Here is a 24,040-nt window from a genome sequence, read left to right as displayed (position 1 = left end):
CTGTACTCACTCCTCGTGGGAGAGGGCGCGGACGGTGCGGGACGGGCTCGGTCGGCCCAGTTGCTCCGCCATCCACACGCTGGTGGCGGTGAGGCGGTTGAGGTCGACCCCGGTCTCGATGCCGAGGCCGTCCAGCATCCAGACGAGGTCCTCGGTGGCGAGATTTCCGGTCGCGCTCTTGGCGTACGGGCAGCCGCCGAGGCCGCCGGCGGAGGCGTCCACGATGCTCACCCCCTGCTGGAGAGCGGCCAGGGTGTTGGACAGTGCCTGGCCGTACGTGTCGTGGAAGTGGACGGCGATCCGGTCGACGGGGATGTCCAGGGCCTCCAGCAGCGCCACGACATGGCCGGGGGTCGCGACCCCGATCGTGTCGCCCAGGCTCAGCTCGTCGCACCCGAGGTCGAACAGCCGCCGGGCGACGCCCGCGACCTCGGCGACCGGCACCGGGCCCTCCCAGGGGTCGCCGAAGCACATCGAGAGGTAGCCGCGCACCGTCGCCCCGGCGGCCCGGGCCTTGGCGACCACCGGCTCGAACATCGCCAGGGACTCGTCGACCGTCCGGTTGAGATTGGCCTTCGCGAACGACTCCGTCGCGCTGCCGAAGACGGCGACCTCCCGCACGCCAAGGGCCAGCGCGCGGTCCAGGCCGCGCTCGTTCGGCACCAGGACCGGGAGCCGTACGCCCCGCAGGTCCTCCAGCAGCGGCATCAGCTGTTCCGCGTCGGCCAGTTGGGGCACCCATGCGGGGTGCACAAAGCTGGTCGCCTCGATGGTGCGCAGCCCCGCCCCGGCCAGGCGGTGGACGAACTCCGCCTTGACGGCCGTCGGCACCGTCGCTTTCTCGTTCTGCAGTCCGTCGCGTGCGCCGACCTCGTGGATGCGGATGCTCCGCGGGAGACCCCCGAGGGGCAGGGACATGGGCAGTCCGGCGGCGGTCATGACGCGCCCTCCTCCTGGTGCGGGGTGACCACGGCGAGCACCTGGTCCATGGCCACGGTGCTGCCGGGCGTCACATCGAGCTCGGTGACCGTGCCGTCGTGCGGGGCGGTGATGACGTGCTCCATCTTCATCGCCTCCACGACCAGCAGGCTCTGCCCGGCGGTCACGGTGTCGCCCGGGGCCACCTTGACCACGGTCACCGTCCCCGGCATCGGTGCGGCCAGCGTGTCCACGCCGCCCGCTCCCGCGCCACCGCGCAGCGCGGCCTCCACCGGGTCGTGGCCGGCGACCTGCCAGCTGTCCCCGTCCCGGCCCAGCCACGCCCCGGCATGGTGGAAGGTGTGGATGATGCCGGCCCACTCCAGCACCGCGAGAGCGTCGTCCGACGTGATGAGCCGGGCCGGGACCGGCTCGCCCTCACCGACGCGTGCCTCGCCGTGCCGAAGCCGTACCGTCACCGCTTCCTGGCCCGGCACCCGCAGATGGTGCAGAGTCCACGCCGCCTCGCCGCCGAGCCGCCACCCGCTCGGTACCGAGAAGGGGTCCACCCACGCGCCGGCCGCCCCGTCCGGCTCCAGTGCCGCCTGGCGCAGCAGAGCAGCCGTCGCGTAGACCTCGTCCGGGATGTCGCCGGACACCAGGCCGCCGAGCTCCCGGTCGATCAGCCCGGTGTCCAGGTCACCGGAGACGACATCCGGGTGGGCCAGAAGACGCCGCAGGAAGCCGGTGTTGGTGTCCAGGCCCAGCACGGTGGTGTCGGCCAGGGCCGCCCGCAGTCGGCGCAGGGCGGTGGCCCGGTCGGGGCCGTGGGCGATGACCTTCGCCAGCATCGGATCGTAGGACGTGCTGATCCCGGTGCCGGCCGCGAGCCCCGAGTCGACGCGTACGCCCTCGCCCTGCGGCTCGCGCAGCGCGAGTACCGTCCCCGCGGACGGCAGGAAGCCCCGGGAGGGGACCTCCGCGCAGATGCGGGCTTCGACCGCGTGCCCGTCGAGCCGGATGTCCTCCTGCGCGAACGGCAGGGGCTCACCGGCGGCCACCCTCACCTGCCACTCGACCAGATCCAGTCCGGTGACCAGCTCCGTGACGGGGTGTTCGACCTGGAGGCGGGTGTTCATCTCCATGAAGAAGTACGCCTGGTCGTCCATCCCCGGGACGATGAATTCGACGGTGCCGGCGCCGACGTAGCCGCAGGAGCGGGCGGCCTGGACGGCGGCGGCGCCCATGGCGGCGCGGGTGCCGGGGTCGAGGAGGACGGAGGGGGCTTCCTCGATCACCTTCTGGTGGCGGCGCTGCAGGGAGCACTCGCGCTCGCCGAGATGGATGACATGGCCGTGGCCGTCGGCCAGGACCTGGATCTCGATATGGCGCGGGCGGTCGATCCACCGCTCCAGCAGCAGCGTGTCGTCGCCGAAGGAACCGCGGGCCTCCCGGCGTGCGGCGGCGATCTCCTCGGCGAGCAGCGCCTCGTCCCGGACCAGCCGCATGCCCTTGCCGCCGCCGCCCGCCGATGGCTTGAGCAGCACCGGGACGCCGATCTCGCGTGCCGCGTCCATCAGTTGGCCGTCGTCCAGCGCGCTGCCCGTGCTGCCCGGCACGACCGGGACGCCGGCGGCCAAAACCGTCTCCTTGGCGCGGATCTTGTCGCCCATGAGGTCGATGGCGGTGGCCGGCGGCCCGATGAAGACCAGCCCGGCATCGGTGCAGGCCCGGGCGAAGGCCGCGTTCTCGGCGAGGAAGCCATAGCCGGGGTGGACGGCCTGCGCGCCGGTGCGGGCGGCGGCGGCCAGGAGCCGGTCGACGGACAGGTAACTCTCGGCGGCGGCCGCCGGGCCGATCCGCACGGCGGTGTCGGCCTCGCGGACATGCCGGGCGCCGGCATCGGCGTCGCTGTAGACGGCGACCGAGCGCACCCCGAGCCGCCGCAGGGTGCGGATGACTCGGACGGCGATCTCGCCTCGGTTGGCGACCAGGACGGTGTCGAACATGGTGTGGCTTCCCCCTACATCCGGAAGACGCCGAAGCCGGGCGCCGTCGGATCGTGTTGCGGAATGGGCGCGTTGGCGCACGCGGTCAGCGCGAGCCCCAGCACGGTGCGGGTCTCCAGCGGGTCGATGACGCCGTCGTCCCAGAGCCGGGCCGTCGCGTAGTAGGCGTTGCCCTGCGCTTCGTACTGGGCGCGGATGGGGGCCTTGAACTCCTCCTCCGCCTGCTCGGACCATTTCTCGCCCGCTGCCGCCAGCTGGTCGCGCTTGACGGTGGCCAGGACGGAGGCGGCCTGCTCCCCGCCCATTACGGAGATCTTGGCGTTGGGCCACATCCACAGGAATCGCGGTGAATAGGCGCGGCCGCACATCGAGTAGTTGCCCGCTCCGTACGAGCCGCCGATGACCACGGTGAGTTTCGGCACCCGGGTCGTGGCGACGGCCGTGACCATCTTGGCGCCGTGCTTGGCGATGCCGCCCGCCTCGTACTGGCGGCCCACCATGAAGCCGGAGATGTTCTGGAGGAACAGCAGCGGGATGCCGCGCTGGTCGCACAGCTCGATGAAATGCGCGCCCTTCTGGGCCGATTCGGAGAACAGGATGCCGTTGTTGGCGACGACGCCGACCGGGTGGCCCTGAATACGGGCGAAGCCGGTGACCAGGGTCGTGCCGTATTCGGGCTTGAACTCCGCGAAGCGGCTGCCGTCCACGATCCGCGCGATCACCTCGCGCACGTCGTACGGAGTGCGGGAGTCGGTGGGCACGGCCCCGTAGAGCCCGGCGGGGTCGACGGCGGGCGGCTCGGCGGGCTCCACGGCCCAGGGGAGGGGGCCGCGCGGGGGAAGGGTGGAGACGATGTTGCGGACGATGCGCAGGGCGTGGGCGTCGTCCTCGGCCAGGTGGTCGGTGACGCCGGAGATGCGGGAGTGGACCTCGCCGCCGCCCAGCTCCTCGGCGGTGACGACCTCACCGGTGGCGGCTTTCACCAGCGGCGGACCGCCCAGGAAGATCGTCCCCTGGTTGCGGACGATGACCGCTTCGTCGCTCATCGCCGGGACGTAGGCGCCGCCGGCCGTGCAGGACCCCATGACGGCGGCGATCTGCGGGATGCCGCGCGCGGACATCGTCGCCTGGTTGAAGAAGATCCGCCCGAAGTGGTCCCGGTCCGGGAAGACCTCGTCCTGCCGGGGCAGGAAGGCGCCGCCGGAGTCGACCAGGTAGACGCAGGGCAGCCGGTTGTCGAGGGCGACCTCCTGGGCGCGCAGATGCTTCTTGACGGTGACCGGGTAGTACGTACCGCCCTTGACCGTCGCGTCGTTCGCGACAACGACCACTTCGCGCCCCGACACCCGGCCGATGCCGGCGACGACCCCGGCGGCAGGAGCCTGCCCCTCGTACATCCCGTCGGCGGCCAGCGGCGCCAGCTCCAGGAAGGGAGAGCCGGGGTCCAACAGGCCGTCGACGCGGTCGCGGGGCAGCAGCTTGCCGCGCGAGGTGTGCCGGGAACGGGCCTTCTCGCCACCGCCGAGGCAGGCAGCGGCGAGCTTTTCGCGCAGCTGGGCATTGAGCTCCGCGTGCGCCTCGGCATTGGCGCGATATGCGTCGCTCGCGGGATCGGCTGCGCTGCGCAGCACGGGTGCTTCCATGTCCCGGGCCCCCGGTCGGTCGTTCGGTCGGTTAGCGATCGTTAACGTGTTCTCCACCACGTTAACGCCCGCTAACCGGGTTGTCTAGAATCAATTTCATGACCTCCACGAAGGCCCCCTCGAACCGGCGCGAGCAGATCCTCAGGGAAGCCGCTCGACTCTTCGCCGAGCGGGGCTTCCACGGCGTCGGTGTGGACGAGATAGGCGCCGCCGTCGGCATCAGCGGGCCCGGCCTCTACCGGCATTTCGCGGGCAAGGACGCGATGCTCGCCGAGTTGCTGGTCGGGATCAGCGGCCGGCTGATGGCGGCCGGGAAGCTCCGGGTCGCCGAGGCGGCCTCACCCGCCGACGCGGTGGACGCCCTGATCCGGGGCCATATCGACTTCGCGCTCGACGACCGTCCACTGATCACCCTCCATGACCGCGAGCTGGACCGGCTGCGCGAGTCCGACCGCAAGCTGGTGCGGCAGCTGCAGCGGCAGTACGTGGAGCAGTGGGTCGAGGTGGTCCGGCAGGTCCATCCCGCCGCACCCCCGCCCGAGGTCCGGGCGGCCGTCCACGCGGTCTTCGGACTGCTGAACTCCACCCCGCACCTCGGCCCGCACAACGGCCTGCCCGGCCGCGCGGCGACCGCCGCGGTGCTGCACCGCCTCGCCCTCGGCGCATTTGCCGCTCTGGACATTCCGGCGGACCGGCAAGTAACTTACTGAGCGCTTGCTTACTTGCTCACCAGCGTCCGGCAGAGGAGGCGCCCAGTGCGTCGCACGGTATTCAACGAGGACCACGAGGCGTTCCGCGAGACCATCCGGGACTTCATCGCCGCCGAGGTCGTCCCGGTCTACCCCGAGTGGGAGAAGACCGGCTACCCGCCCCGCGACTTCTACCTCAAGCTCGGTGAGCTCGGCATATTCGGCATAGAGGTTCCCGAGGAGTACGGCGGCGCGGGCGTCACCGGCTGGAAGTTCAGCGCCGTCGTCACCGAGGAGTCCGCGCGGGCCGGCGTCAGCTTCGGCAGCAGCGGCGTGCACACCGGTCTCGTACTGCCGTACATCCTCGAATTCGCCAACGAGGAGCAGAAGAAGCGCTGGCTGCCGCCCTTCATCAGCGGCGAGATGATGACCGCCATCGCCATGACCGAGCCCGGCACCGGCTCCGACCTGGCCGGTATGACCACCAACGCCAAGCTCTCCGAGGACGGCAGCCACTACGTCCTCAACGGCGCCAAGACCTTCATCACCGGCGGCGTCGTCGCCGACCGCGTCCTGGTCGTCTGCCGCACCGCGCCGGCCACTCCGGAGGACCGCCGCGGCGGCCTGTCCATCCTCGCCGTCGACACCAAGAGCGAGGGGTACGCGGTCGGGCGCAAGCTGGACAAGATCGGCCTGCGCACCTCCGACACCGCGGAGCTGTCCTTCACCGACGTCAAGGTGCCGGTCGAGGACCTGCTCGGGGAGGAGGGCAAGGCCTTCTCGTACCTCGCCCACAACCTGCCCGTCGAGCGGCTGGCCATCGCCGTCGGCTCGTACGCGCAGGCCGACGCCGCCGTTCGCTTCGCGACCCAGTACGTCCGCGATCGCAAGGTGTTCGGCAAGGCCGTCGCCGAGTTCCAGAACACCAAGTTCGTGCTCGCCGACTGCGCCTCCGACGTCGACGCCATGCAGGCTGTCGTGGACCGCGCCCTGGAGGCCCACGAGACGGGCGACTTCACGGCCGCCGACGCCGCGCGCGCCAAGCTCTTCTGCACCGAGACCGCCGCCAAGGTGATCGACAAGTGCCTGCAGCTGCACGGCGGCTACGGCTACATGCTCGAGTACCCCATCGCCCGGCTGTACGCGGACAACCGCGTGCACCGCATCTACGGCGGCACGAGCGAGGTCATGCGCTCGATCATCGCCAAGTCGCTGGGCCTGTGACCAGGACACTGCCACTGTGAGCGACGAAGCACTGACGTCCCTGCTCGATCTGCTCGACCTCGAGCGGATCGAGCGGGACATCTTCCGCGGCGCCAGCCGCCTCGCCATAGTGCCGCGCGTCTTCGGCGGCCAGGTCGCCGCCCAGGCGCTGGTCGCGGCCGGCCGTACGGTGCCCGAGGACCGCGCGGCGCACTCCCTGCACGCGTACTTCCTCCGGACCGGCGATCCGGGCGTGCCGATCGTCTACGAGGTCGACCGGATCCGCGACGGCCGCTCCTTCACCACCCGAAGGGTGGTGGCGGTACAGCACGGCCAGCCGATCTTCCACCTCTCGGCGTCCTTCCAGCTCTATGAGGACGGGCTCGACCACCAGGAGCCGATGCCCCCGGCCCCCGACCCCGAGACGCTGCCCACCGCCGAAGAACTGCTGCCGGCCCACGCCGACAAGTTCCCCGACCCCGGCGTCGTGGAGCGGATCCTCGAGGCACGGGCCGCCGTCGACCTGCGCTACGTCGACGACCCGCCCTTCCTCACCGCCGGCCAGGGCCCGCGCGAGCCCCGCTCCCAGGTGTGGTTCCGCACCCGCGGGAAGCTGGCCGACGATCCGCTGCTGCACGTCTGCCTCGCCACGTACGTCTCCGACATGACGCTGCTCGACTCCGTCCTCCTCGCCCACGGGCGCGGCGGCTGGGCCCTCGGCGACGTCGTCGGCGCCAGCCTCGACCACGCCATGTGGTTCCACCGCCCCTTCCGCGCCGACGAATGGCTGCTCTACGACCAGCAGAGCCCCTCGGCGTCGGGAGGCCGGGGACTCGGCACGGCCCGCATCTACACCCGCGACGGCAGGCTCGCCGTCTCCGTCATCCAGGAGGGCGTCGTCCGGGTGCCGCGCAGCCGGTAGGCAGCGCGCGGCGTCGCAGCGCTACTGCCGGGCCTCGCCCAGCGGCAGGACCGCCCGCACCAGGAAGCCGCCGTCCGGCTCGGGCTCCGCGAGGAGGGTGCCGCCGAGGTGAGTGGCGCGCTCGCGCAGGCCGGTCAGGCCGTGGCCGCCGGAGGGGAGGGCGGGGCCCGGGGCGCCGTCGGCGGGACCGTTGCGTACGGCGACGAGCAGGTCGTCGCCGACGAGCCGCAGGACGACGTCGGTGGCCGCGCCCGGCGCGTGCTTGCGGACGTTCGTCAGCGCCTCCTGCACCGTGCGGTACGCCGCGTGCTGCACCGGCGCCGGGCAGGCGCCGTCAGCCACCGCGGGGAGGTCGCCGCGCACACCGGGTCCCGCGGCGGTGAGCAGCGCCGGGAGGTCGGCGAGGCCGGGGCCGTCCTCGGGCTGCCCGGCGTCCACGGGGAGCCGCAGCAGCCCGACCATCCGCCGCAGTTCGTCCAGTGCGTCCCGGCTGAGCTCCCGTACGGCGCCGGCCGCGGCCCGGGCGTCATCGCTCCGCGCGGTCACCTCGAGGGCGCCGGACTGCACCGCGATCAGGCTGATGTGATGGGCGACGGTGTCGTGCATCTCCCGGGCCAGCCGGGTCCGCTCCCGTACGACCGCCTGCTCGGCCGCGAGCCGCCGCTCACGCTCCCGGCCGGCGGCCAGCTCGGCCAGCCGCGCCGTCAGTTCGCGCCGGGACTGCGCGAGCAGCCCGAGCGCCGTGGGAGCGGTGGCCAGGAGCGCCGACAGCAGGACGGCGAGGACCGTGGCGGCCGGCTCCCAGTTGACGTGGCCGAGCCATGGCCAGGGGTAGAAGGACACGAAGGCGACGGCAGCCGTGCACGCGGCGGTGACCCTTCGCCGTCGTTCGCCGGCCGCGATGGTGTAGAGCGCGGCCATGGGGGCCAGCCAGATGTAGCCCAGCGAGAGGGCGGGGAGCGTCGCCGCGAACACCGGCAGGGGGAGGCGGCGGCGCAGCGCCAGCGCCCCTGCGGCGAGGCTGGACGCGGCGAGCGCGTACGGCCCGCCCATGGAGCGCGTGGCCCACACCTCGACCGTCGCGACGGCGACCATCGCGGCGTCGAGCGCGATCGGCTGCCACCTCACCCGGGGCGCCCGGGGACGAGTCCGGCGCGGTGGGCCAGGACGGCGGCGGAGACCCGGTTGGGCGCGCCGAGCTTCCGCAGCGTCGCGCGGACGTGGTCCTTCACCGTGGCCACCGTGATGTGCAGCCGCTCGGCGATCTCCGCGTTCGGCAGGCCGCCGGCGACCAGCACCAGCACTTCGCGCTCGCGGTCGGTGAGCCGGGCCAGCGCCGTGACGTCCTCGGCCGGTGACGTCGGCCGGGCCTTGTCGAGGTAGCCGTCGACGACGGCGCGGCTCACCGTCGGCGTGAAGACGGTGCCGCCGGAGGCAAGTACCCGTACGGCGTGGATGAGCGTGCCGACCGCCGTGTCCTTGAGCAGGAAGCCGGTCGCGCCCGCGCTCATCGCGGCGGCGTTGTGGTGTCGAAGGCCGTGAGCATCGCGACCGCCGGCGGCTCCGGCAGCGCCCGAAGCTCCCGCAGCACCGTGAGCCCGTCCGGGGCGGGCATGACGGTGTCGAGGAGCACCAGGTCCGGGGCGGCGGCCTCGATCGCGGCGACGGCGTCGCGGCTGTCGCTGTCGACGACCACGGCGATATCGGCCGCGGACTCCAGAATCTGCCGCAGAGCCATCCTGACCAGCTCTTCGTCATCGACGATCGCTACCCGTACCACCGCTGTCGCGCCTTTCTCCGGACGTCCTGATCTCCACCCGTGGGTGGAGCCTGATCTCCACCCCTGGGTCGATTCCGCTGGAGGCGCCGGACCGGCAGAATCGACCGTGATCGTAACGAGCGGCGCGATGCGCCGCATGTCGCGGTCACCACGGGGGACAACGGGGGATCGAACGGGGGCCCAACGGGGGGCTTGAACGGGGTCCACGGGGGGCCTTACGGGGGCACCCGACGGGGGATCAACGGGGGATCAACGGGGGAATCATGACGCACAAGGAGAGTGCCGAGGCGTGCCCGCGCGTCTCGCGCGGCGCCTGGGGCATCGCCTTCCTGCTCACGCTGCTGGCCAGGGCCTTCCTGGCGTTGGCCGACGGCGGGGGCGGGGAGGAGCCGGGGCTGCGGGCGGCTGCCTGGGTGGTGTGGGCCGTCGCCACGGCCATGGTCGTGGCGCTGGCGGCTGTGACCGTACGCCGCCGGGCGGACGCCGACTGGCTGGGCTGGGGCGCGGGCGCCGGCTCCGTGTTCACCGCATGGCATCTCATACGCGGCTGAGGGCTGCCACGCGGCTGAGGGCGGCGGCGCGCCGCCGGGCTCAGGGCTGCGGGTCGAGGCCCGCCGCGTCCAGGAGGTAGGCGGTCATCGGGTCGTAGTAGCGCGGGTCGACCACATGGTCGTCGAGCGGGATGGTCACGGAGACGGTGCCTTCCGCCTCCCCGATGAAGAGCGCCGGGTCGTTGCAGTCGGCGTAGCCGATCGCGTCGATGCCGCGCTCGCCCGCGCATCCCGCCCAGCCGTGGTCGGCGACGACCAGGTCCGGCAGCGGCTCCCCGCGCTCCTCGAGCGCGTCCAGGATCGCCGCCATGGGGGCGGGGGAGTGGGTGTGCCAGAGCGTGGCACCGCGCTCCAGCATGGCCACGTCGCAGAACTGGAAGACCCCGCCCTCGTCAGCGCTCAGTCCGCCGGGGATCAGGACGATCTCGCAGCCCGCGGCGCGCAGGGCGGCGGCTGTCCTGCGGTGCACATCGAGCAGACCGCCCGGGTGGCCGGTGGCCAGGAGCACGCGCTGCCCACCGGCGGCGGCCTTGCGCAGCCGGGTGGCGGCGCGGTCGAGGGCGTCGACGGTCAGTTCGGGGTCGATGGTGTCCTGCCCGGAGCGGTGCGCCGGGTCGGCGACGACCCCGCAGCGCTCGGCCATGACCGCGAGCACGTCCTCCTCGTCCGTCCAGCGGTCGCCCAGCTCAAGCCCGAACCAGAAGTACCGGTCGCCCTCGGAGAGCTTGCGGTAGTGGGAGCGGTTGTTCTCGCGTGGGGTCGCGACATCGCCGGCTATCCGGGTGCGCACGAGATGCTCGGTGAGGGACTGGCGGGACGGCGTGGTGGCAAAGGGCATGCCCCCATTGTCCCGTGCCTCCGTACCTGCGTGCGGCCGGTATCCGATCGACGCCGAGGTGTGATCTGCTGCCGGACCGGCAGGGCCCGGTCAGAGCCAGCGCAGCGCGAACCACAACTCCATACGGGTGTCCGGGTCGTCGAGATCCATGTCCAGGAGCGCCGCCGCCCGGGCGATCCGTTGCCGCACCGTGTTGCGGTGCACCTGGAGCGCGACGGCTGTGCGGTCCCAACTGCCGTGCAGGGAGAGCCAGGTGCGCAGGGTCTCCACGAGGGCGGCCGAGTCCGCGATCGGCGCGAGGGCGGCGCGGGCATGTCCCCGTGCCTCGTCCGGCGACACGAGGCCGGCCACCCCCGCCTCGCCGCCGCGGTGCCGGGCCAGCGGGGACCGCTTGGCCACCGCACGGCGCAGCGCCCCCGCCGCCTGGGCATCGCCGGCCGGCAGCTCGGCCGCGCCCACCGTGCCGCTCACCCCGAGCGTCCACCCGGGCTGGGCGGTGATCTCACGGTCGGCGGGCAGCAGCAGCCGTACGGAGTCGGCCTCGGCGTCGATCAGGGCCGTGCCCAGCGCGGCGCCGAGCGCGGCCGCCGCCAGGGGATCGGCCGCCGGGCCGCGGCGCAGGGCGTGGACCACGGTCCACAGCGGCTGCGGCCCCAGGAGCGGGGCGGCTTCCTCGGGCGGCGCGCCGAGGAGCAGCCGCACCAGGGCCGCCGACCGTCCGGCCTCGGCGGTCCCCAGATGCGGGCCGGTGAGCAGCGAAAGGAGGACTGCGGCGACGTTGGCGATGGTGTGGTCGGCGGGATCGCGCCGCTCAGTGGCGACCACGAGCGCGGGCCGCTCGCCGGGGGCGCCGCCGGCGAGGGCGTACGCCACGAGCTGCGTCCCGGCGACGGTGTCGCTGGCGGAAGCGGGAGCCGGCCGGACGGCCCGGGCGAGTCGCTCTGCGGCAGCGCGCACCTCGGCGGCGGGGGCGGGCCCTGCCGCGTACAGCTCCTCGCCGCCGGGCGAGACCAGCGCCGCCCAGCCCGCCACGCGCTGGGCGAGCCTGCGGAGTACGGCCGGTACCGGTTCCGGGCGGGCGGCGGCCGCCGCGAGGGACTGCTGGGCCTCGGTGACCCGGCGCAGCTCGCGGTGCCGGGCCTCGGCCATGGCCTGCCAGACCGCGCGGGCCACGGCGGTGAAGGGCGTGCGCGGTGGCACCTCGACCAGGGGGAGGCCATAGCGGTCGCAGGCGGCGATGAGGGCGCGCGGCGTCTCGTCGTGCACGGGGGCGAGGCCGAAGCCCAGCGCCGCCGCCCCTGCCTCCACCGTCCGGGCCACATAGCGATCGAGGTAGGCGCCGGAGCCCGCCGCCGACTCGAAGTGGACCCCCGCGGTGAGCAGCAGCTCGCCGCCCAGGAGATAGGGGACCGGGTCCTCCATCTCGCTGGTGTGCACCAGGTGGATCGGCACGTCTTCCTCGGGCCCGGCGACCTGGCGCAGGCCGAGGTCGGCGCGGCCGATGAGTTCGGACAGTGGCACAGCCGGCGTCGGGGGCCCGGGAGGTGCGGAGTGAGGCATGTGCGTTCCATCCACTCTGCCTGCGGTGAGTGGATGGAACGTACACTTCTGCGCCATCTTTCGGCAACTTATGGTCAGCAATCGGAACGGCACCAATGAGACCGAGCGGAATGGAGGAAGCCCATGGCTGTCGACTACGCGGTGATCGTGGTCTACCTGGCCGGAATGCTGGCCATGGGCTGGTGGGGCATGCGCCGCGCCAAGTCCAAGAGCGACTTCCTGGTCGCGGGCCGCCGCCTCGGCCCTGCCATGTACTCCGGCACGATGGCGGCCATCGTCCTCGGCGGCGCCTCCACCATCGGAGGGGTCGGTCTCGGCTACCAGTACGGCCTGTCCGGCGCCTGGATGGTCTTCACCATCGGCCTCGGTCTGCTGGCCCTCAGCGCCTTCTTCTCGGCACGCATCGCCCGCCTGAAGGTCTACACCGTCTCCGAGATGCTCGACCTGCGCTACGGCGGCTCCGCCGGGCTCATCTCCGGCGTGGTCATGTGGGCGTACACACTGATGCTCGCGGTGACCTCGACGATCGCGTACGCGACCATCTTCGACGTCCTCTTCGGCCTGGACCGCACCCTCGCGATCATCCTCGGCGGGGCGATCGTGGTCGCGTACTCCGCGCTCGGCGGCATGTGGTCGATCACGCTGACGGACATGGTGCAGTTCGTGGTGAAGACGATCGGCGTGCTGCTGCTCCTGCTGCCGATCGCCGTCGTCAAGGCGGGCGGCTTCGCCGAGATGAAGGCGCAACTGCCGACCGAGTACTTCTCGCCGCTCGGCATCGGCGGCCAGACGATCTTCACCTACGTTCTGATCTACACCTTCGGCATGCTGATCGGGCAGGACATCTGGCAGCGGGTGTTCACCGCCCGCAGCGACAAGGTCGCCAAGCTCGGCGGCACGGTCGCAGGCGTCTACTGCCTCGTCTATGCGCTGGCCGGAGCAGTCATCGGCACGGCGGCGAAGGTGCTGTACCCGAACCTGGCCGCGGCGGACGACGCCTTCGCGACGATCGTCAAGGACGCGCTGCCGGTGGGCGTGCGCGGCCTGGTGCTGGCGGCGGCGCTGTCGGCGGTCATGTCGACCTCCTCCGGCGCACTGATCGCCTGCGCGACGGTCGCCAACAACGACATCTGGTCCCGGCTGCGCGGCGCCCTCACCCGCGGCGATGCGACGAACGAGGAGGACGGCGGCCGTGACGAGGTGTCCGGCAACCGCGCCTTCATACTGGTCATGGGCGTCGCCGTGATCGGCACGGCCATCGCCCTGAACAACGTCGTCGAGGCCCTGACCGTCGCGTACAACCTCCTCGTGGGTGGGCTGCTGGTCCCGATCCTCGGCGGTCTGCTCTGGAAGCGCGGCACCGCGGCCGGTGCCCTGTCCTCGGTCGTGGTCGGCGGCGCGGCAGTCGTCGGCCTGATGGCCTGGAAGGGCATCCTGGCCAACGAGCCCGTCTACTACGGCCTGCTGGCCTCGCTCGTGGCATACGTAGCCGTGAGCCTGGCCACCCGTCCCACCGACGCCGCCGTCCTCGCCGCCTGGCGCGAGCGGCTGGCGGGACGCCCGGGAGTCACGGCGGAAGCCGCGGCCCCGGCCCAGATCTGAAAACGTTGATCACGAAGAACGCGTAGTCCCGGCAGAACACGTAGTACACGCAGAACACGCGGTAACCGAAAGAAGGCAGTAACCATGAGCAGCACCGAGCAGCCGCGCGGCCCCGTCGACTCCTCCCGCATCCCGCGGTACGCCGGGCCCGCCACGTTCGCCCGGCTGCCCCGCCTCGACGAGGTCGGCACCGCCGACGTGGCCGTGGTCGGCGTCCCGTTCGACAGCGGCGTGTCCTACCGGCCCGGCGCCCGCTTCGGCGGCAACGCCATCCGCGAGGCCAGCCGCCTCCTGCGCCCGTACAACCCGGCGCAGGACGCCTCGCCCTTCGCGCTCGCCCAGGTCGCGGACGCCGGCGACATCGCCGCCAACCCGTTCAACATCAACGAGGCCGTCGAGACCGTCCAGGCCGCCGCCGACGACCTCCTCGACACCGGCGCCCGCCTGATGACGCTCGGCGGTGACCACACCATCGCCCTGCCGTTGCTGCGCTCCGTCGCCCGCAAGCACGGCCCGGTCGCGCTGCTGCACTTCGACGCCCACCTGGACACCTGGGACACCTACTTCGGCGCCGAGTACACCCACGGCACGCCGTTCCGCCGCGCCGTCGAGGAGGGCATCCTCGACACCTCCGCCCTCTCGCACGTCGGCACGCGCGGCCCGCTGTACGGCAAGCAGGACCTCACCGACGACGAGAAGATGGGCTTCGGCATCGTCACCTCCGCCGACGTCATGCGGCGCGGCGTCGACGAGGTCGCCCAGCAGCTGCGCGAGCGCGTCGGCGACCGCCCGCTCTACATCTCCATCGACATCGACGTCCTCGACCCCGCCCACGCCCCCGGCACCGGCACCCCCGAAGCCGGCGGCCTCACCTCCCGCGAACTGCTGGAGATCCTGCGCGGCCTCGCCTCCTGCAACCTGGTTTCCGCCGATCTCGTCGAGGTCGCCCCGGCGTACGACCACGCCGAGATCACCTCGGTCGCGGCCTCCCACACCGCGTACGAGCTCACCACGATCATGGCCCGTCAGATCGCGGCGGCCCGCGCATGAGTGTGCGCAACGGCGGCGATCTGGTCGTCGAGTCGCTGACCGCGCTGGGCGCGTCGACCGTCTTCGGCCTGCCCGGGCAGCACGCGCTCGGCGCCTTTGACGCCCTGCGGCGCTCGCGGCTGACCTATGTCGGGCTGCGCGTGGAGAACAACGCGGGCTTCGCCGCCGACGCCTTCGCCCGGGTGACCGGCGAGCCGGCGCCGCTGCTGGTGTCCACCGGGCCCGGGGCGCTGATGACGCTGGCCGCGCTCCAGGAGTCGGCCGCCGCGTCGGCGCCGGTGCTTGCCATCGGCAGCCAGGTCCCGGTGGCGGGCCTGGGCGGCGGGCGGCACGGCTATCTGCATGAACTCGCCGACCAGAAGGCGTCGTTCCGCGACATCGTGAAGTCCGTGCACACGGTCCGTACGGCCTCCCAGATCCCCTCGGCCATCGCCGCCGCCTGGGAATCCGCGAGCACCGTTCCGTACGGGCCCGTGTGGGTCGAGATCCCGCAGGACGTCCTGCTGGGCCCGGTCACCGTCCCGCCGGTCACCTCGCTGCGCGCCGCGCCGCGCCCCCTGGAGCCGCGCCCCGAGCTGATCACCGAGGCCGCGCGGCTGCTGTCGGATGCCCGGCGGCCGGTGATCCTGGCGGGAGGCGGTGTCGTACGGTCCGGGGCCGAGGTGGAGCTCCGGGCGCTGGCCGAGCGGCTGGACGCGCCGGTGGCTTCGACCTTCGGCGGCAAAGGGGCGTTCCCCTGGGAGCACCCGCTGTCACTCCGGTCGTGGCTGGAGGACCGGCACACCACCGACTTCCTCGAAGAGGCCGACGTCCTGCTGGTCGTCGGCTCGGGCCTCGGCGAACTGAGCTCGAATTACCACACCTTCCGCCCGCGCGGCCGGGTGATCCAGATCGAGGCCGACCTCGGCAAGCTGGAGTCCAACCACCCCGCGCTCGGCATCCACTCCGACGCCCGGCTCGCGCTGGCCGCCCTCTGCGACCTGACCGCCGCCCGCAGCTCCGACGGCGCCGCCGCCGAAGCCGCCGCCGAGCTGCTGACCCGGGTCCGGGACCGTATCGACGGCCAGGATCTCGCGCTGGAGCAGCAGGTGCTCGCCGCCGTCCGCGAGGCGCTTCCGGAGGACAGCCCGAGCTTCTGGGACATGACGATCCTGGCCTACTGGGCCTGGTCCGCCTGGCCGGGCCCGATGCACTCCGCCCAGGGCGCCGGCGGACTCGGCTACGGCTTCCCCGCCGCCCTTGGCGCGGCCGCCGCCGACCCCACGAAGCCCGTGCTCGCCGTCTCCGGCGACGGCGGCGCGATGTACTCCATAGCGGAGCTGGCCACCGCCAGGCAGTACGCACTCCCTGTCACCTGGCTGATCGTCGACGACGGCGGCTACGGGATCCTCCGCGGGTACATGACCGGCGCCTTCGGTGAGGCCACCGCCACCGAGCTGGCCCGGCCGGACTTCACCGCCCTCGCCGAGTCCTTCGGGGTCCCGGCGGTCCGTACGACACCGGAAGCGCTGCGCGAGGACCTGGCCAAGGCGCTGGCCTCACCGGGCCCTTCGGTGGTCGTACTCCCGGCGCTGCTGCGGATGTTCGCGCCCACGCACGTTCACCGGTAGGACCCCGGAAGGCAACACGGTCCGCGAAGGCCTGGGCCTAATGTGACGCCATGCGTATGCGGACTGCACTTGCAAGCGTCAGCGCCGGGCTCGCGGCGATCACCTGCCTGACCACGGTCCAGGCCGAGGCGGCACAGGAGGGCGTCTCGCACGCCTGCTCCTCGTCGGTGAGCATCGACGGCTTCTCCGACGCCCTCGACAAGACGACCTTCGACGGCACTTTCGTGGGCAATCTGTCGGCGCTCGCCGTCGACACCGACGGGCGGATAGCGGCGCTGTCGGACCGGTCGTCGCTCTTCAGCCTGGACGCGAAGACCCACCAGCCGGTCGGCGTCGTCCAACTGGCCGACGAGACCGGAGCCGCGCTGGACTCCGAGGCACTGGTCGTCGACCGCGACGGCACCCGGCTCATCACCGACGAGACCACCCCGGCCATCCGCCGCTACGACCGCTCAGGCACCATCATCGGCCGCCTGCCCGTGCCCGCCCCCCTGCTGGTCGCCCCTGCCGGGCGCGCGACGAAGAACCTCACCTTCGAAGGGCTGACCCTCCAGCCCGGCGGCCGCACCCTGATCGCCTCCATGGAGGGGGCGCTCTCCGGCGACAGCAGCGACATCGTGCGGTTCCAGACCTGGCGCCGGCACGGCTCGGGCCAGGACTTCCGGCTCTCCGAGCAGTACGGCTACCGCGTCGACAGCGGCCTCGGCGTCTCGGAGATCACCGCCACAGGCGACGGCCGCCTCCTCGTCCTCGAGCGCGGCTACACCTCCGGCGTCGGCAACACCGTCCGCCTCTACCTCGCCGACCCCGCCCGCGCCACCGACACCAGCGGCACCGAGAACCTCACCGGCCAGGACGGCATCCGTCTGGTCGGCAAGACCCTCCTCGCCGACATCGGCGACTGCCCGTCCCTGGGCGCCACCGCCAAGCAGCCCCAGCCCAACCCCCTCCTCGACAACATCGAGGGCCTCGCCGTCACCGGCCACACCCCGGGCGGCGGCCTGCGCCTGCTGCTGGTCAGCGACGACAACCAGAACGCCGTCCAGATCACCCGGCTGTACTCGCTGACCGCCCGGCTGCCCTAGCCGCCAAAGTTATCCACAGGCCTAGGTCCATGGACCGGCCTCTGTCGGACCTCTGCCCTAGCTTTGTTGCAGCAGGATGAAATCCGCACGCCAGCGCGTTGCCACATGCTGCGGTGACAGGCGTACAGAGCGGGAGGTTCCGGGTGGCGGGGACGGGCAGTGACGAGAAAGAGAGCGGCTGGCTGAGGCGGCTGATCGGCTACTGCTGGCATTACCGGCGCAATGTGCTGCTGGCGCTGGGGGCGTCGCTCGGCGGCATGGCGGTGACCGCCCTCGTACCGCTGGTGCCCAAGGTGATCATCGATGATGTGATCCTCGCTCACGACAAGCCGCTCGCGCCCTGGGCCTTCGCACTGATGGCGGCCGCCGTCGTGGTCTACGGACTCACCTACGTGAGGCGTTTCTACGGCGGCCGGCTCGCCCTCGACGTGCAGCACGACCTGCGCACCGACATGTTCCGGTCGCTGACGCGGCTGGACGGGGCCCGGCAGGACGAGCTCAACACCGGCCAGATCGTCGGCCGTGCCACCAGCGACCTGCAGCTGATCCAGGGGCTGCTGTGGATGTGGCCGGTCCTGCTGGGCAATCTGCTGCTCTTCGTGATGTCGCTCGTCGTGATGCTGGTCCTGTCGCCGCTGCTCACCCTGATAGCGCTGGCCGTCGCCCCCGCCCTGTGGTTCCTGGCCGACCGCAGCCGCGACAAGCTCTTCCCCGCCACCTGGCACGCGCAGGGCCAGGCGGCCGCCGTCGCCGGGATCGTCGAGGGGTCGGTCACCGGGGTCCGGGTCGTGAAGGGCTTCGGGCAGGAACAGCAGGAGATGGCGAAGCTCGAGGGCGTCAGCGGCAAGCTGTTCGCCGGCCGGCTGCGCACCATCCGGCTGAACGCCCGGTACAGCTCGGCCCTCCAGGCCGTTCCGGCGCTCGGCCAGGTCGGGATGCTCGCCCTGGGTGGCTGGATGGCGACACGCGGCCAGATCAGCCTGGGCACCTTCGTCGCGTTCTCGACGTATCTCGCGCAGCTCACCGGGCCCGTACGGATGCTCACGATGATGCTGACCCTGGGACAGCAGGCGAGGGCCGGCGTCGAGCGCGTGCTGGAGCTGATCGACACCGAGCCCACCTTGGCCGAGGGCCTGCGGGAGCTGCCGCGCGAGGCCCCGGCGACGGTCGAGTTCGACCATGTGAGCTTTGGCTACGACCCCGAACGACCCGTGCTCGACGACTTCTCGCTGCGGATCGAACCCGGCGAGACCGTCGCCGTCGTCGGTGCCTCCGGCAGTGGCAAGTCGACGGTCTCGCTGCTGCTGCCGCGCTTCTACGACGCCACGGGCGGCGCGGTGAAGGTCGGCGGCGAGGACGTCCGCGGGCTGACCTTCGACTCGCTGCGCGACGCCATAGGGCTGGTGCCCGAGGACAGCTTCCTCTTCTCCGACACCGTCCGCGCCAACATCGCCTACGGCCACCCGGATGCCACGGACGAACAGATCCTCACCGCCACCCGGCACGCGCAGGCCCACGAGTTCATCACCGCCCTGCCCGACGGGTACGAGACGGTCGTCGGGGAGCAGGGCCTCACCCTCTCCGGCGGCCAGCGGCAGCGCATCGCCCTGGCCCGTGCCATCCTCACCGACCCGCGCCTGCTGCTCCTCGACGACGCCACCTCCGCCGTCGACGCCCAGGTCGAGGCCGACATCCATGACGCCCTGCGCGAGGTCATGGCCGGCCGCACCACCCTCCTGATCGCCCACCGCCGCTCCACGCTCGCCCTGGCGGACCGGATTGCCGTCATGGAGGCGGGACGGCTGGTGGACTTCGGCACCCATGAGGAGCTGGAGGCGCACTGCTCGCTCTACCGGCGGCTGCTCACCGACCCCGACGAGCTGGGCGCGGACGTCGTGACCCACGACCCGGCCGGGCTGATCGGCTTCCGGGACGGCGAGGCGTCGGCGACGGGACTGGCCGTCGCCCCGGCCACGACGGACGGCGGCGTCACCCCTGAGCTGTGGCCGCGCGACCGCCGCGAGGCGGGGGCCGACCAGGACCAGGGGACGGCTGCTGCCGCGAACGTGACGGGAGGAGGCGGGATGGCCGCCGCCATGGCCGGCATGCCCGCCACGCCCGAACTGCTCGCCAAGGTCGCCGCGTTGCCGCCCGCCGCCGATACCCCGGAGGTGGACGCCGTTGCGGCCCGCACCGCCGACCGTGACTTCGGCCTGCGCAGCCTGCTCAGCGGCTTCCGCAGGCCCTTGGTGTTCAGCCTGCTCCTGGTCGCTGTCGACGCCCTCGCCGGGCTGCTGCTACCGGTTCTGATCCGGCACGGCATCGACTCCGGCGTACGGCAGGCCGCGCTGGGCGCCGTCTGGGCCGCCTCCCTCCTGGGTCTGCTGATCGTCATCGGTCAGTGGGCCGCGCAGTGGGGTTCCACCCGGCTGACCGGCCGCACCGGCGAACGTGTCCTCTACACCCTCCGCGTCAAGATCTTCGCCCACCTCCACCGGCTCGGACTCGACTACTACGAGCGCGAGTTGAGCGGCCGCATCATGACCCGGATGACCACCGACGTGGACGCCCTGTCGACTTTCCTGCAGACCGGCCTCGTCACCGCCCTGGTCAGCCTGCTGACCTTCTTCGGCATCCTCGTCGCGCTGCTCGCCATCGACATCCAACTCGCGCTGATGGTCTTCGCGACCCTGCCCGTTCTCCTGGCCGCCACCTGGGTCTTCCGCCGCAAGTCCCGCCAGGCGTACGAGCTCGCGCGCGAACGGGTCAGTATCGTCAACGCGGACCTGCAGGAGCACGTCGCCGGACTGCGCATCGTGCAGGCCTTCCGTCGTGAGGAGGGCGGCGCCGAGCGCTTCGCCGGCCGCAGCGACGCCTACCGGCAGGCCCGCCTCCGGGGGCAGTTCCTGATCTCGGTCTACTTCCCCTTCGTCCAGTTCCTGTCCAGCGTGGCGGCCGCCCTGGTGCTGATCGTCGGCGCCAACCGGGTCAGCGCCGGCACCCTCAGCGCGGGCGCCCTGGTCGCGTATCTGCTCTACATCGACCTGTTCTTCTCGCCCGTGCAGCAGCTCTCCCAGGTCTTCGACGGCTACCAGCAGGCGGCGGTGTCCCTCGGCCGGATACGCGAACTGCTGCGCACCCCGACCACGACCCCGGTCGCCGCCGACCCGGGCGACGTCGGAGAGCTGCGCGGTGAGATCGCCTTCGACGACGTCCACTTCCGGTACGTCGAGGACAGCGCCGAGGCGCTGTCCGGGGTCAACCTCCGCATACCCGCGGGGCAGACCGTCGCCTTCGTCGGGGAGACCGGCGCGGGCAAGTCCACCCTCGTGAAGCTGGTCGCCCGCTTCTACGACCCGACCCAGGGCGCGGTCCTCGTCGACGGCCACGACGTGCGGGACCTGGACCTCACGGGATTCCGGCGCAGGCTCGGCGTCGTACCGCAGGAGCCGTATCTGTTCGCGGGGACGGTGCGCGACGCCATCGCGTACGGGCGGATGGACTCGACCGACGCGGAGGTCGAGGCCGCCGCGCGGGCGGTCGGCGCTCACGAGATGATCGCGACGCTCGACGGCGGCTATCTCCACACCGTCGCCGAACGCGGCCGCAATCTCTCCGCCGGGCAACGGCAGTTGATCGCCCTCGCCCGCGCGGAGCTCGTCGACCCCGGCATCCTGCTGCTCGACGAGGCCACCGCCGCCCTCGACCTCGCCACCGAGGGCCTGGTCAACCAGGCCGCCGACCGCCTCGCGTCGCGCCGCACGACGCTCGTCGTCGCCCACCGGCTCACCACGGCCGCCCGGGCCGACCGTGTCGTCGTCCTCGACCACGGCCGCGTCGTCGAGGACGGCACGCACGAGGAACTGCTGGCACGCGACGGCCGTTACGCCTCGCTCTGGCGGGCCTTCGTCGGCGAGGACGAGAGCAGCGAGGCGGTCGCCTAGGCGGAGCCCGGCTGTCGTAGGCAGGTCAGAGCCGGCGGGCGCAGCCCACGCCCGCCGGTCCGAGGCCGACGTAGAGCGCCGTCCCGGGTGGGCAGCCGGAGCGCTTCCGGGCGACCGCGAGGATTCGGTACTGCGGCTTGTGCTTGTGGGAGCCGTCGCAGGAGGTCTCCCGCACCTCGCCCTCCCGGGAGGTGTAGACGCAGTCGCCGGTGACGGTGCGCGGGCCGCCGCCCGCGCCGGGGTCGCCGGGGTGCGGGGGGCCGAGGTTGCGCATGCAGGCGTAGCCCTGGGGGCTGCCGGCGGAGACGGTGAGGACGAAGTCGGTGTTCGCCGGGCACCGGTCGCCCGCGCGGGCGATGGCGGCCGGGGCGGAGGGGGTGGGCGAGGCGGGCAGCAGTCCGTACAGCCGGGACACCACGCGGGCGGTCGCCGCCGGGTCGGAGCAGCTGGTCTCCCGGTAGGCGCCGACCGGATCCGCGGTCGCGCACTCGCCCCTGGCCAGGAAGACTCCGTCGTCCGTGGTGCGCGAAGGGCTGCCCGGGAACTTGGTGGCGCCCCGGGAGTGGTCGGTGCCGCCGGACGCCGGTGTGCAGGCGGTCAACAACAGCGCGGCCAGCCACGCCGCCCCCAACAGCCGCCCGGAAACCGCATATATGCGCATGACCGTCCCCCATTGCATCCCCAGGAGCCAAATGTGCTGCTGCGCCCCCATTCGCGAGGATAGGGGACGCGGCCGGGCTCCGTCACGTGATCACGTGATCACAGCAGGCTCCCGGCGACGCCGACCACGGCCACGTAGTGCTGGGCCTGGATGCAGCGGATGTTCTCGTCCCCGGTCGGCACGGCGTTCACCGCCGCCTGCCCCGGACTGATCAGCAGTGCCGCTCCCGTGGGCCTGCAGCCCGACAGGATGTACCCGAACCGCCGCTCACCGGCCCGCACGGGATGTGCGGCGAGCTGCTTACGCACGGTGGCCGCGCCATGCCGGGACAACTGGGCCAGGAACGCCTCCAGTTCACTCGACCGGGTGACCTCGGTGCTGTCGCCGTCCGCGCCGCCCTCGGCCGCGTCCTTGGGCACCGTGTCCAGATGGACGAAGGCCAGGGTCGTGCCCGGCCCCGGCGGATCGGCCTCCTCGCTCGCCTCCTGCGCGAAGCGCGGGTGGTCCGGCAGGCTGCCGCGCGGCACTTCGAAGAGCGTCACGACGTGATTCGCCGCGAAGCACTCGCCCGGCGGCCTGGGCTGTACCACCCCGAGATGCAGCCGCCTGCCCGCGTCGAGAGACAACACGGCGTCCGTGGCCGCGCTGCAGCCGGTGGTCCTGGACCAGCCCACCAGCACGCTGCGCGAGAAATCGGTCCTCGCCGCCTTGGCTGTGATCTGCTGGGCGATCTCCGGCGCGGATCTCGCGAAGTAGCCCGGGAATCTGGCCAGATCACCCTCGCTGTCGAGCACCGTGTGCACATCGGGCACACTGCGCGTCGTCGCCGCCAGATGAACCAGGCGGAAGGCGCCCTGCGAGGAAGAGGGGCCGCCACCGGCGCCGTCATAGGGGGGCGCGCCGGTGGCGGACTGCTGCCGGCCGCAGGCGGCGGAGAGGGTTGTCAGCGACGCAGCCAGCAGCGCGACCGACACCGCTCTGCGGAGACTCACCAGCAGCATGCCGGTTGGACGGGGGCGGCTCCTGGTCGGTTCCATGTACTCATGGTCGGATATCAGACGGTTTCCGGCGCCCAGTGGGCACGCAACACGCGGACCGTCTCGGTGATCGCCGGGCGCCTCGCCGCTCCTGTACGCCATACGGCGTAGAGCCGCCGCACGGGCATCGGGTCGAGCCGCACCACCACGACCCCCTCCGGCACCGGCCCGCGCCCGAGCCTCGGCACCAGCGCGATGCCCAGCCCGGCGGCCACCAGCGCCAGCTGGGTCCGGTACTCCGCCACCTGGAAGGCCAGCTCCGGCTCCGAACCGGACTCGCGCAGCGTTCGCACCAGCCAGTCGTGGCACACCGTCCCCGGCGGCTGGCAGATCCACCTCGCGTCGGCCAGATCCTCCCGTCCCACCGAATCGTGCGCCGCCAGCCGATGCCCGGCCGGGACCAGTACATCGCACCGGTCGTCGCCGATGACCGCCCGCTCCAGGCCCTCGGGGGCGGGCAGCGGGGCGATGTCCCAGTCGTGGGCCACGGCCAGGTCCACCACGCCCCGCGCCACCAGGTCCACCGACAGATGCGGGTCGACCTCCACCAGCCGCAGCTCCAGCGTCGGATGAGCGGCCGTCAGCTCGGCCAGTACCCCGGGCAGCAGCCCGCACGCCGCCGTCGGGAAGGCGGCCACCGTCAGCCGCCCGGCGGGCCGGCCGCGCTGCTCCTCCAGCGCCACCTCCGCCTCCTCCACCAGCGACATCAGCTGCTGCGCGGTCGCGACCAACAGCTGCGCGGCGTCCGTCAGCGCGACCCCGCGCCCCTGTCGCTCGAGCAACCGGGTCCGGGTCTCGCGCTCCAGCTTGGAGATCTGCTGGGAGACGGCGGACGGCGTGTATCCCAGCGCGGCCGCGGCGGCGCCGACCGATCCGTGAGCGTGCACCGCGTGCAGGGCACGCAGCCGGGCCAGATCGAGCATCGGCTCATCACCACC

At 72.5% G+C, this 24,040-nt stretch carries 20 protein-coding genes; 9 read left to right on the top strand and 11 right to left on the bottom strand.

The window, feature by feature from the left end:
- Window positions 1-6: 6 nt before the first annotated feature.
- Genes ACFXJ5_RS16245 through ACFXJ5_RS16235 form a run of 3 tightly spaced genes read right to left on the bottom strand, consistent with a single transcriptional unit; the run spans window position 7 to window position 4,570 of the window.
- Window positions 7-939, bottom strand: coding sequence for a hydroxymethylglutaryl-CoA lyase (locus ACFXJ5_RS16245; RefSeq protein ID WP_384631033.1), 933 nt, complete (start codon window positions 937-939; stop codon window positions 7-9).
- Window positions 936-2,927 (bottom strand): acetyl/propionyl/methylcrotonyl-CoA carboxylase subunit alpha, encoded by a 1,992-nt coding sequence (locus tag ACFXJ5_RS16240; protein ID WP_384631032.1) that lies wholly within the window; start codon window positions 2,925-2,927, stop codon window positions 936-938. The genes ACFXJ5_RS16245 and ACFXJ5_RS16240 overlap by 4 nt, the downstream gene beginning before the upstream one ends.
- A 14-nt stretch (window positions 2,928-2,941) precedes the next feature.
- Window positions 2,942-4,570 (bottom strand): carboxyl transferase domain-containing protein, encoded by a 1,629-nt coding sequence (locus ACFXJ5_RS16235; protein WP_384631031.1) that lies wholly within the window; start codon window positions 4,568-4,570, stop codon window positions 2,942-2,944.
- A 98-nt stretch (window positions 4,571-4,668) separates the two neighbouring features.
- Here ACFXJ5_RS16235 and ACFXJ5_RS16230 point away from each other — a divergent pair, with 98 nt between their 5' ends.
- From ACFXJ5_RS16230 to ACFXJ5_RS16220, 3 genes are read left to right on the top strand one after another with little or no spacing between them, the layout of a single operon-like run.
- Window positions 4,669-5,280: an SACE_7040 family transcriptional regulator gene (locus ACFXJ5_RS16230; RefSeq protein ID WP_384631030.1), complete on the top strand. Its 612-nt coding sequence runs from the start codon at window positions 4,669-4,671 to the stop codon at window positions 5,278-5,280.
- A 45-nt stretch (window positions 5,281-5,325) separates the two neighbouring features.
- Complete coding sequence (locus ACFXJ5_RS16225) at window positions 5,326-6,483, top strand: acyl-CoA dehydrogenase family protein (RefSeq protein ID WP_384631029.1); 1,158 nt, start codon at window positions 5,326-5,328, stop codon at window positions 6,481-6,483.
- Window positions 6,484-6,499: 16 nt separating this feature from the next.
- The gene (locus tag ACFXJ5_RS16220; protein ID WP_384631028.1) at window positions 6,500-7,384 is read left to right on the top strand and encodes an acyl-CoA thioesterase; all 885 of its coding nucleotides are present in this window, start codon (window positions 6,500-6,502) and stop codon (window positions 7,382-7,384) included.
- Window positions 7,385-7,405: 21 nt separating this feature from the next.
- On the opposite strand, the gene ACFXJ5_RS16215 is transcribed toward ACFXJ5_RS16220, so the two are convergent.
- The 3 genes from ACFXJ5_RS16215 to ACFXJ5_RS16205 are packed head-to-tail and all read right to left on the bottom strand — an operon-like array spanning window position 7,406 to window position 9,164.
- Complete coding sequence (locus ACFXJ5_RS16215; protein WP_384631027.1) at window positions 7,406-8,512, bottom strand: sensor histidine kinase; 1,107 nt, start codon at window positions 8,510-8,512, stop codon at window positions 7,406-7,408.
- Complete coding sequence (locus tag ACFXJ5_RS16210; RefSeq protein ID WP_384631026.1) at window positions 8,509-8,895, bottom strand: response regulator transcription factor; 387 nt, start codon at window positions 8,893-8,895, stop codon at window positions 8,509-8,511. The genes ACFXJ5_RS16215 and ACFXJ5_RS16210 overlap by 4 nt, the downstream gene beginning before the upstream one ends.
- Window positions 8,892-9,164 (bottom strand): LytR/AlgR family response regulator transcription factor, encoded by a 273-nt coding sequence (locus tag ACFXJ5_RS16205; RefSeq protein WP_384631025.1) that lies wholly within the window; start codon window positions 9,162-9,164, stop codon window positions 8,892-8,894. The genes ACFXJ5_RS16210 and ACFXJ5_RS16205 overlap by 4 nt, the downstream gene beginning before the upstream one ends.
- A gap of 263 nt (window positions 9,165-9,427) precedes the next feature.
- Between ACFXJ5_RS16205 and ACFXJ5_RS16200 the strand changes: the two genes are divergently transcribed.
- Window positions 9,428-9,715, top strand: a complete 288-nt coding sequence (locus ACFXJ5_RS16200) for a hypothetical protein (protein WP_384631024.1) — start codon at window positions 9,428-9,430, stop codon at window positions 9,713-9,715.
- Window positions 9,716-9,755: 40 nt separating this feature from the next.
- Here the strand turns inward: ACFXJ5_RS16200 and ACFXJ5_RS16195 are convergent, their stop codons facing one another.
- Together ACFXJ5_RS16195 and ACFXJ5_RS16190 are read right to left on the bottom strand one after the other, a co-directional pair.
- Window positions 9,756-10,553: a phosphatase gene (locus ACFXJ5_RS16195; protein ID WP_384631023.1), complete on the bottom strand. Its 798-nt coding sequence runs from the start codon at window positions 10,551-10,553 to the stop codon at window positions 9,756-9,758.
- A gap of 90 nt (window positions 10,554-10,643) precedes the next feature.
- Entirely contained in the window at window positions 10,644-12,113 is a 1,470-nt protein-coding gene (locus ACFXJ5_RS16190; protein WP_384631022.1) for a helix-turn-helix domain-containing protein, read from the bottom strand.
- A gap of 123 nt (window positions 12,114-12,236) precedes the next feature.
- Here ACFXJ5_RS16190 and ACFXJ5_RS16185 point away from each other — a divergent pair, with 123 nt between their 5' ends.
- The 5 genes from ACFXJ5_RS16185 (at window position 12,237) to ACFXJ5_RS16165 (ending at window position 21,404) form a co-directional block, all read left to right on the top strand.
- Entirely contained in the window at window positions 12,237-13,715 is a 1,479-nt protein-coding gene (locus ACFXJ5_RS16185; RefSeq protein WP_384631021.1) for a sodium:solute symporter, read from the top strand.
- An 84-nt stretch (window positions 13,716-13,799) separates the two neighbouring features.
- Window positions 13,800-14,765, top strand: a complete 966-nt coding sequence (gene speB / locus ACFXJ5_RS16180) for an agmatinase (protein ID WP_384631020.1) — start codon at window positions 13,800-13,802, stop codon at window positions 14,763-14,765.
- Window positions 14,762-16,375, top strand: a complete 1,614-nt coding sequence (locus tag ACFXJ5_RS16175) for a thiamine pyrophosphate-binding protein (protein ID WP_384631019.1) — start codon at window positions 14,762-14,764, stop codon at window positions 16,373-16,375. The genes speB and ACFXJ5_RS16175 overlap by 4 nt, the downstream gene beginning before the upstream one ends.
- Before the next feature lie 50 nt (window positions 16,376-16,425).
- The gene (locus tag ACFXJ5_RS16170) at window positions 16,426-17,460 is read left to right on the top strand and encodes an esterase-like activity of phytase family protein (RefSeq protein WP_384631018.1); all 1,035 of its coding nucleotides are present in this window, start codon (window positions 16,426-16,428) and stop codon (window positions 17,458-17,460) included.
- 143 nt (window positions 17,461-17,603) lie between these two features.
- Entirely contained in the window at window positions 17,604-21,404 is a 3,801-nt protein-coding gene (locus tag ACFXJ5_RS16165) for an ABC transporter ATP-binding protein (protein WP_384631077.1), read from the top strand.
- 25 nt (window positions 21,405-21,429) lie between these two features.
- Here ACFXJ5_RS16165 and ACFXJ5_RS16160 read toward each other — a convergent pair whose 3' ends face one another.
- From ACFXJ5_RS16160 to ACFXJ5_RS16150, 3 genes are all read right to left on the bottom strand, one after another.
- Complete coding sequence (locus tag ACFXJ5_RS16160; RefSeq protein WP_384631017.1) at window positions 21,430-22,065, bottom strand: hypothetical protein; 636 nt, start codon at window positions 22,063-22,065, stop codon at window positions 21,430-21,432.
- 98 nt (window positions 22,066-22,163) lie between these two features.
- A complete protein-coding gene (locus ACFXJ5_RS16155; protein ID WP_384631016.1) occupies window positions 22,164-23,102 on the bottom strand; it encodes a hypothetical protein in 939 nt (312 codons plus the stop codon).
- A 17-nt stretch (window positions 23,103-23,119) separates the two neighbouring features.
- Complete coding sequence (locus ACFXJ5_RS16150) at window positions 23,120-24,025, bottom strand: LysR family transcriptional regulator (RefSeq protein ID WP_384631015.1); 906 nt, start codon at window positions 24,023-24,025, stop codon at window positions 23,120-23,122.
- Window positions 24,026-24,040 lie beyond the last annotated feature (15 nt).

Source organism: Streptomyces sp. NPDC059373 (assembly GCF_042751495.1).
In the GTDB taxonomy this organism is placed as follows: domain Bacteria; phylum Actinomycetota; class Actinomycetes; order Streptomycetales; family Streptomycetaceae; genus Actinacidiphila.
This window is presented reverse-complemented; position numbering and strand designations above follow the sequence as displayed.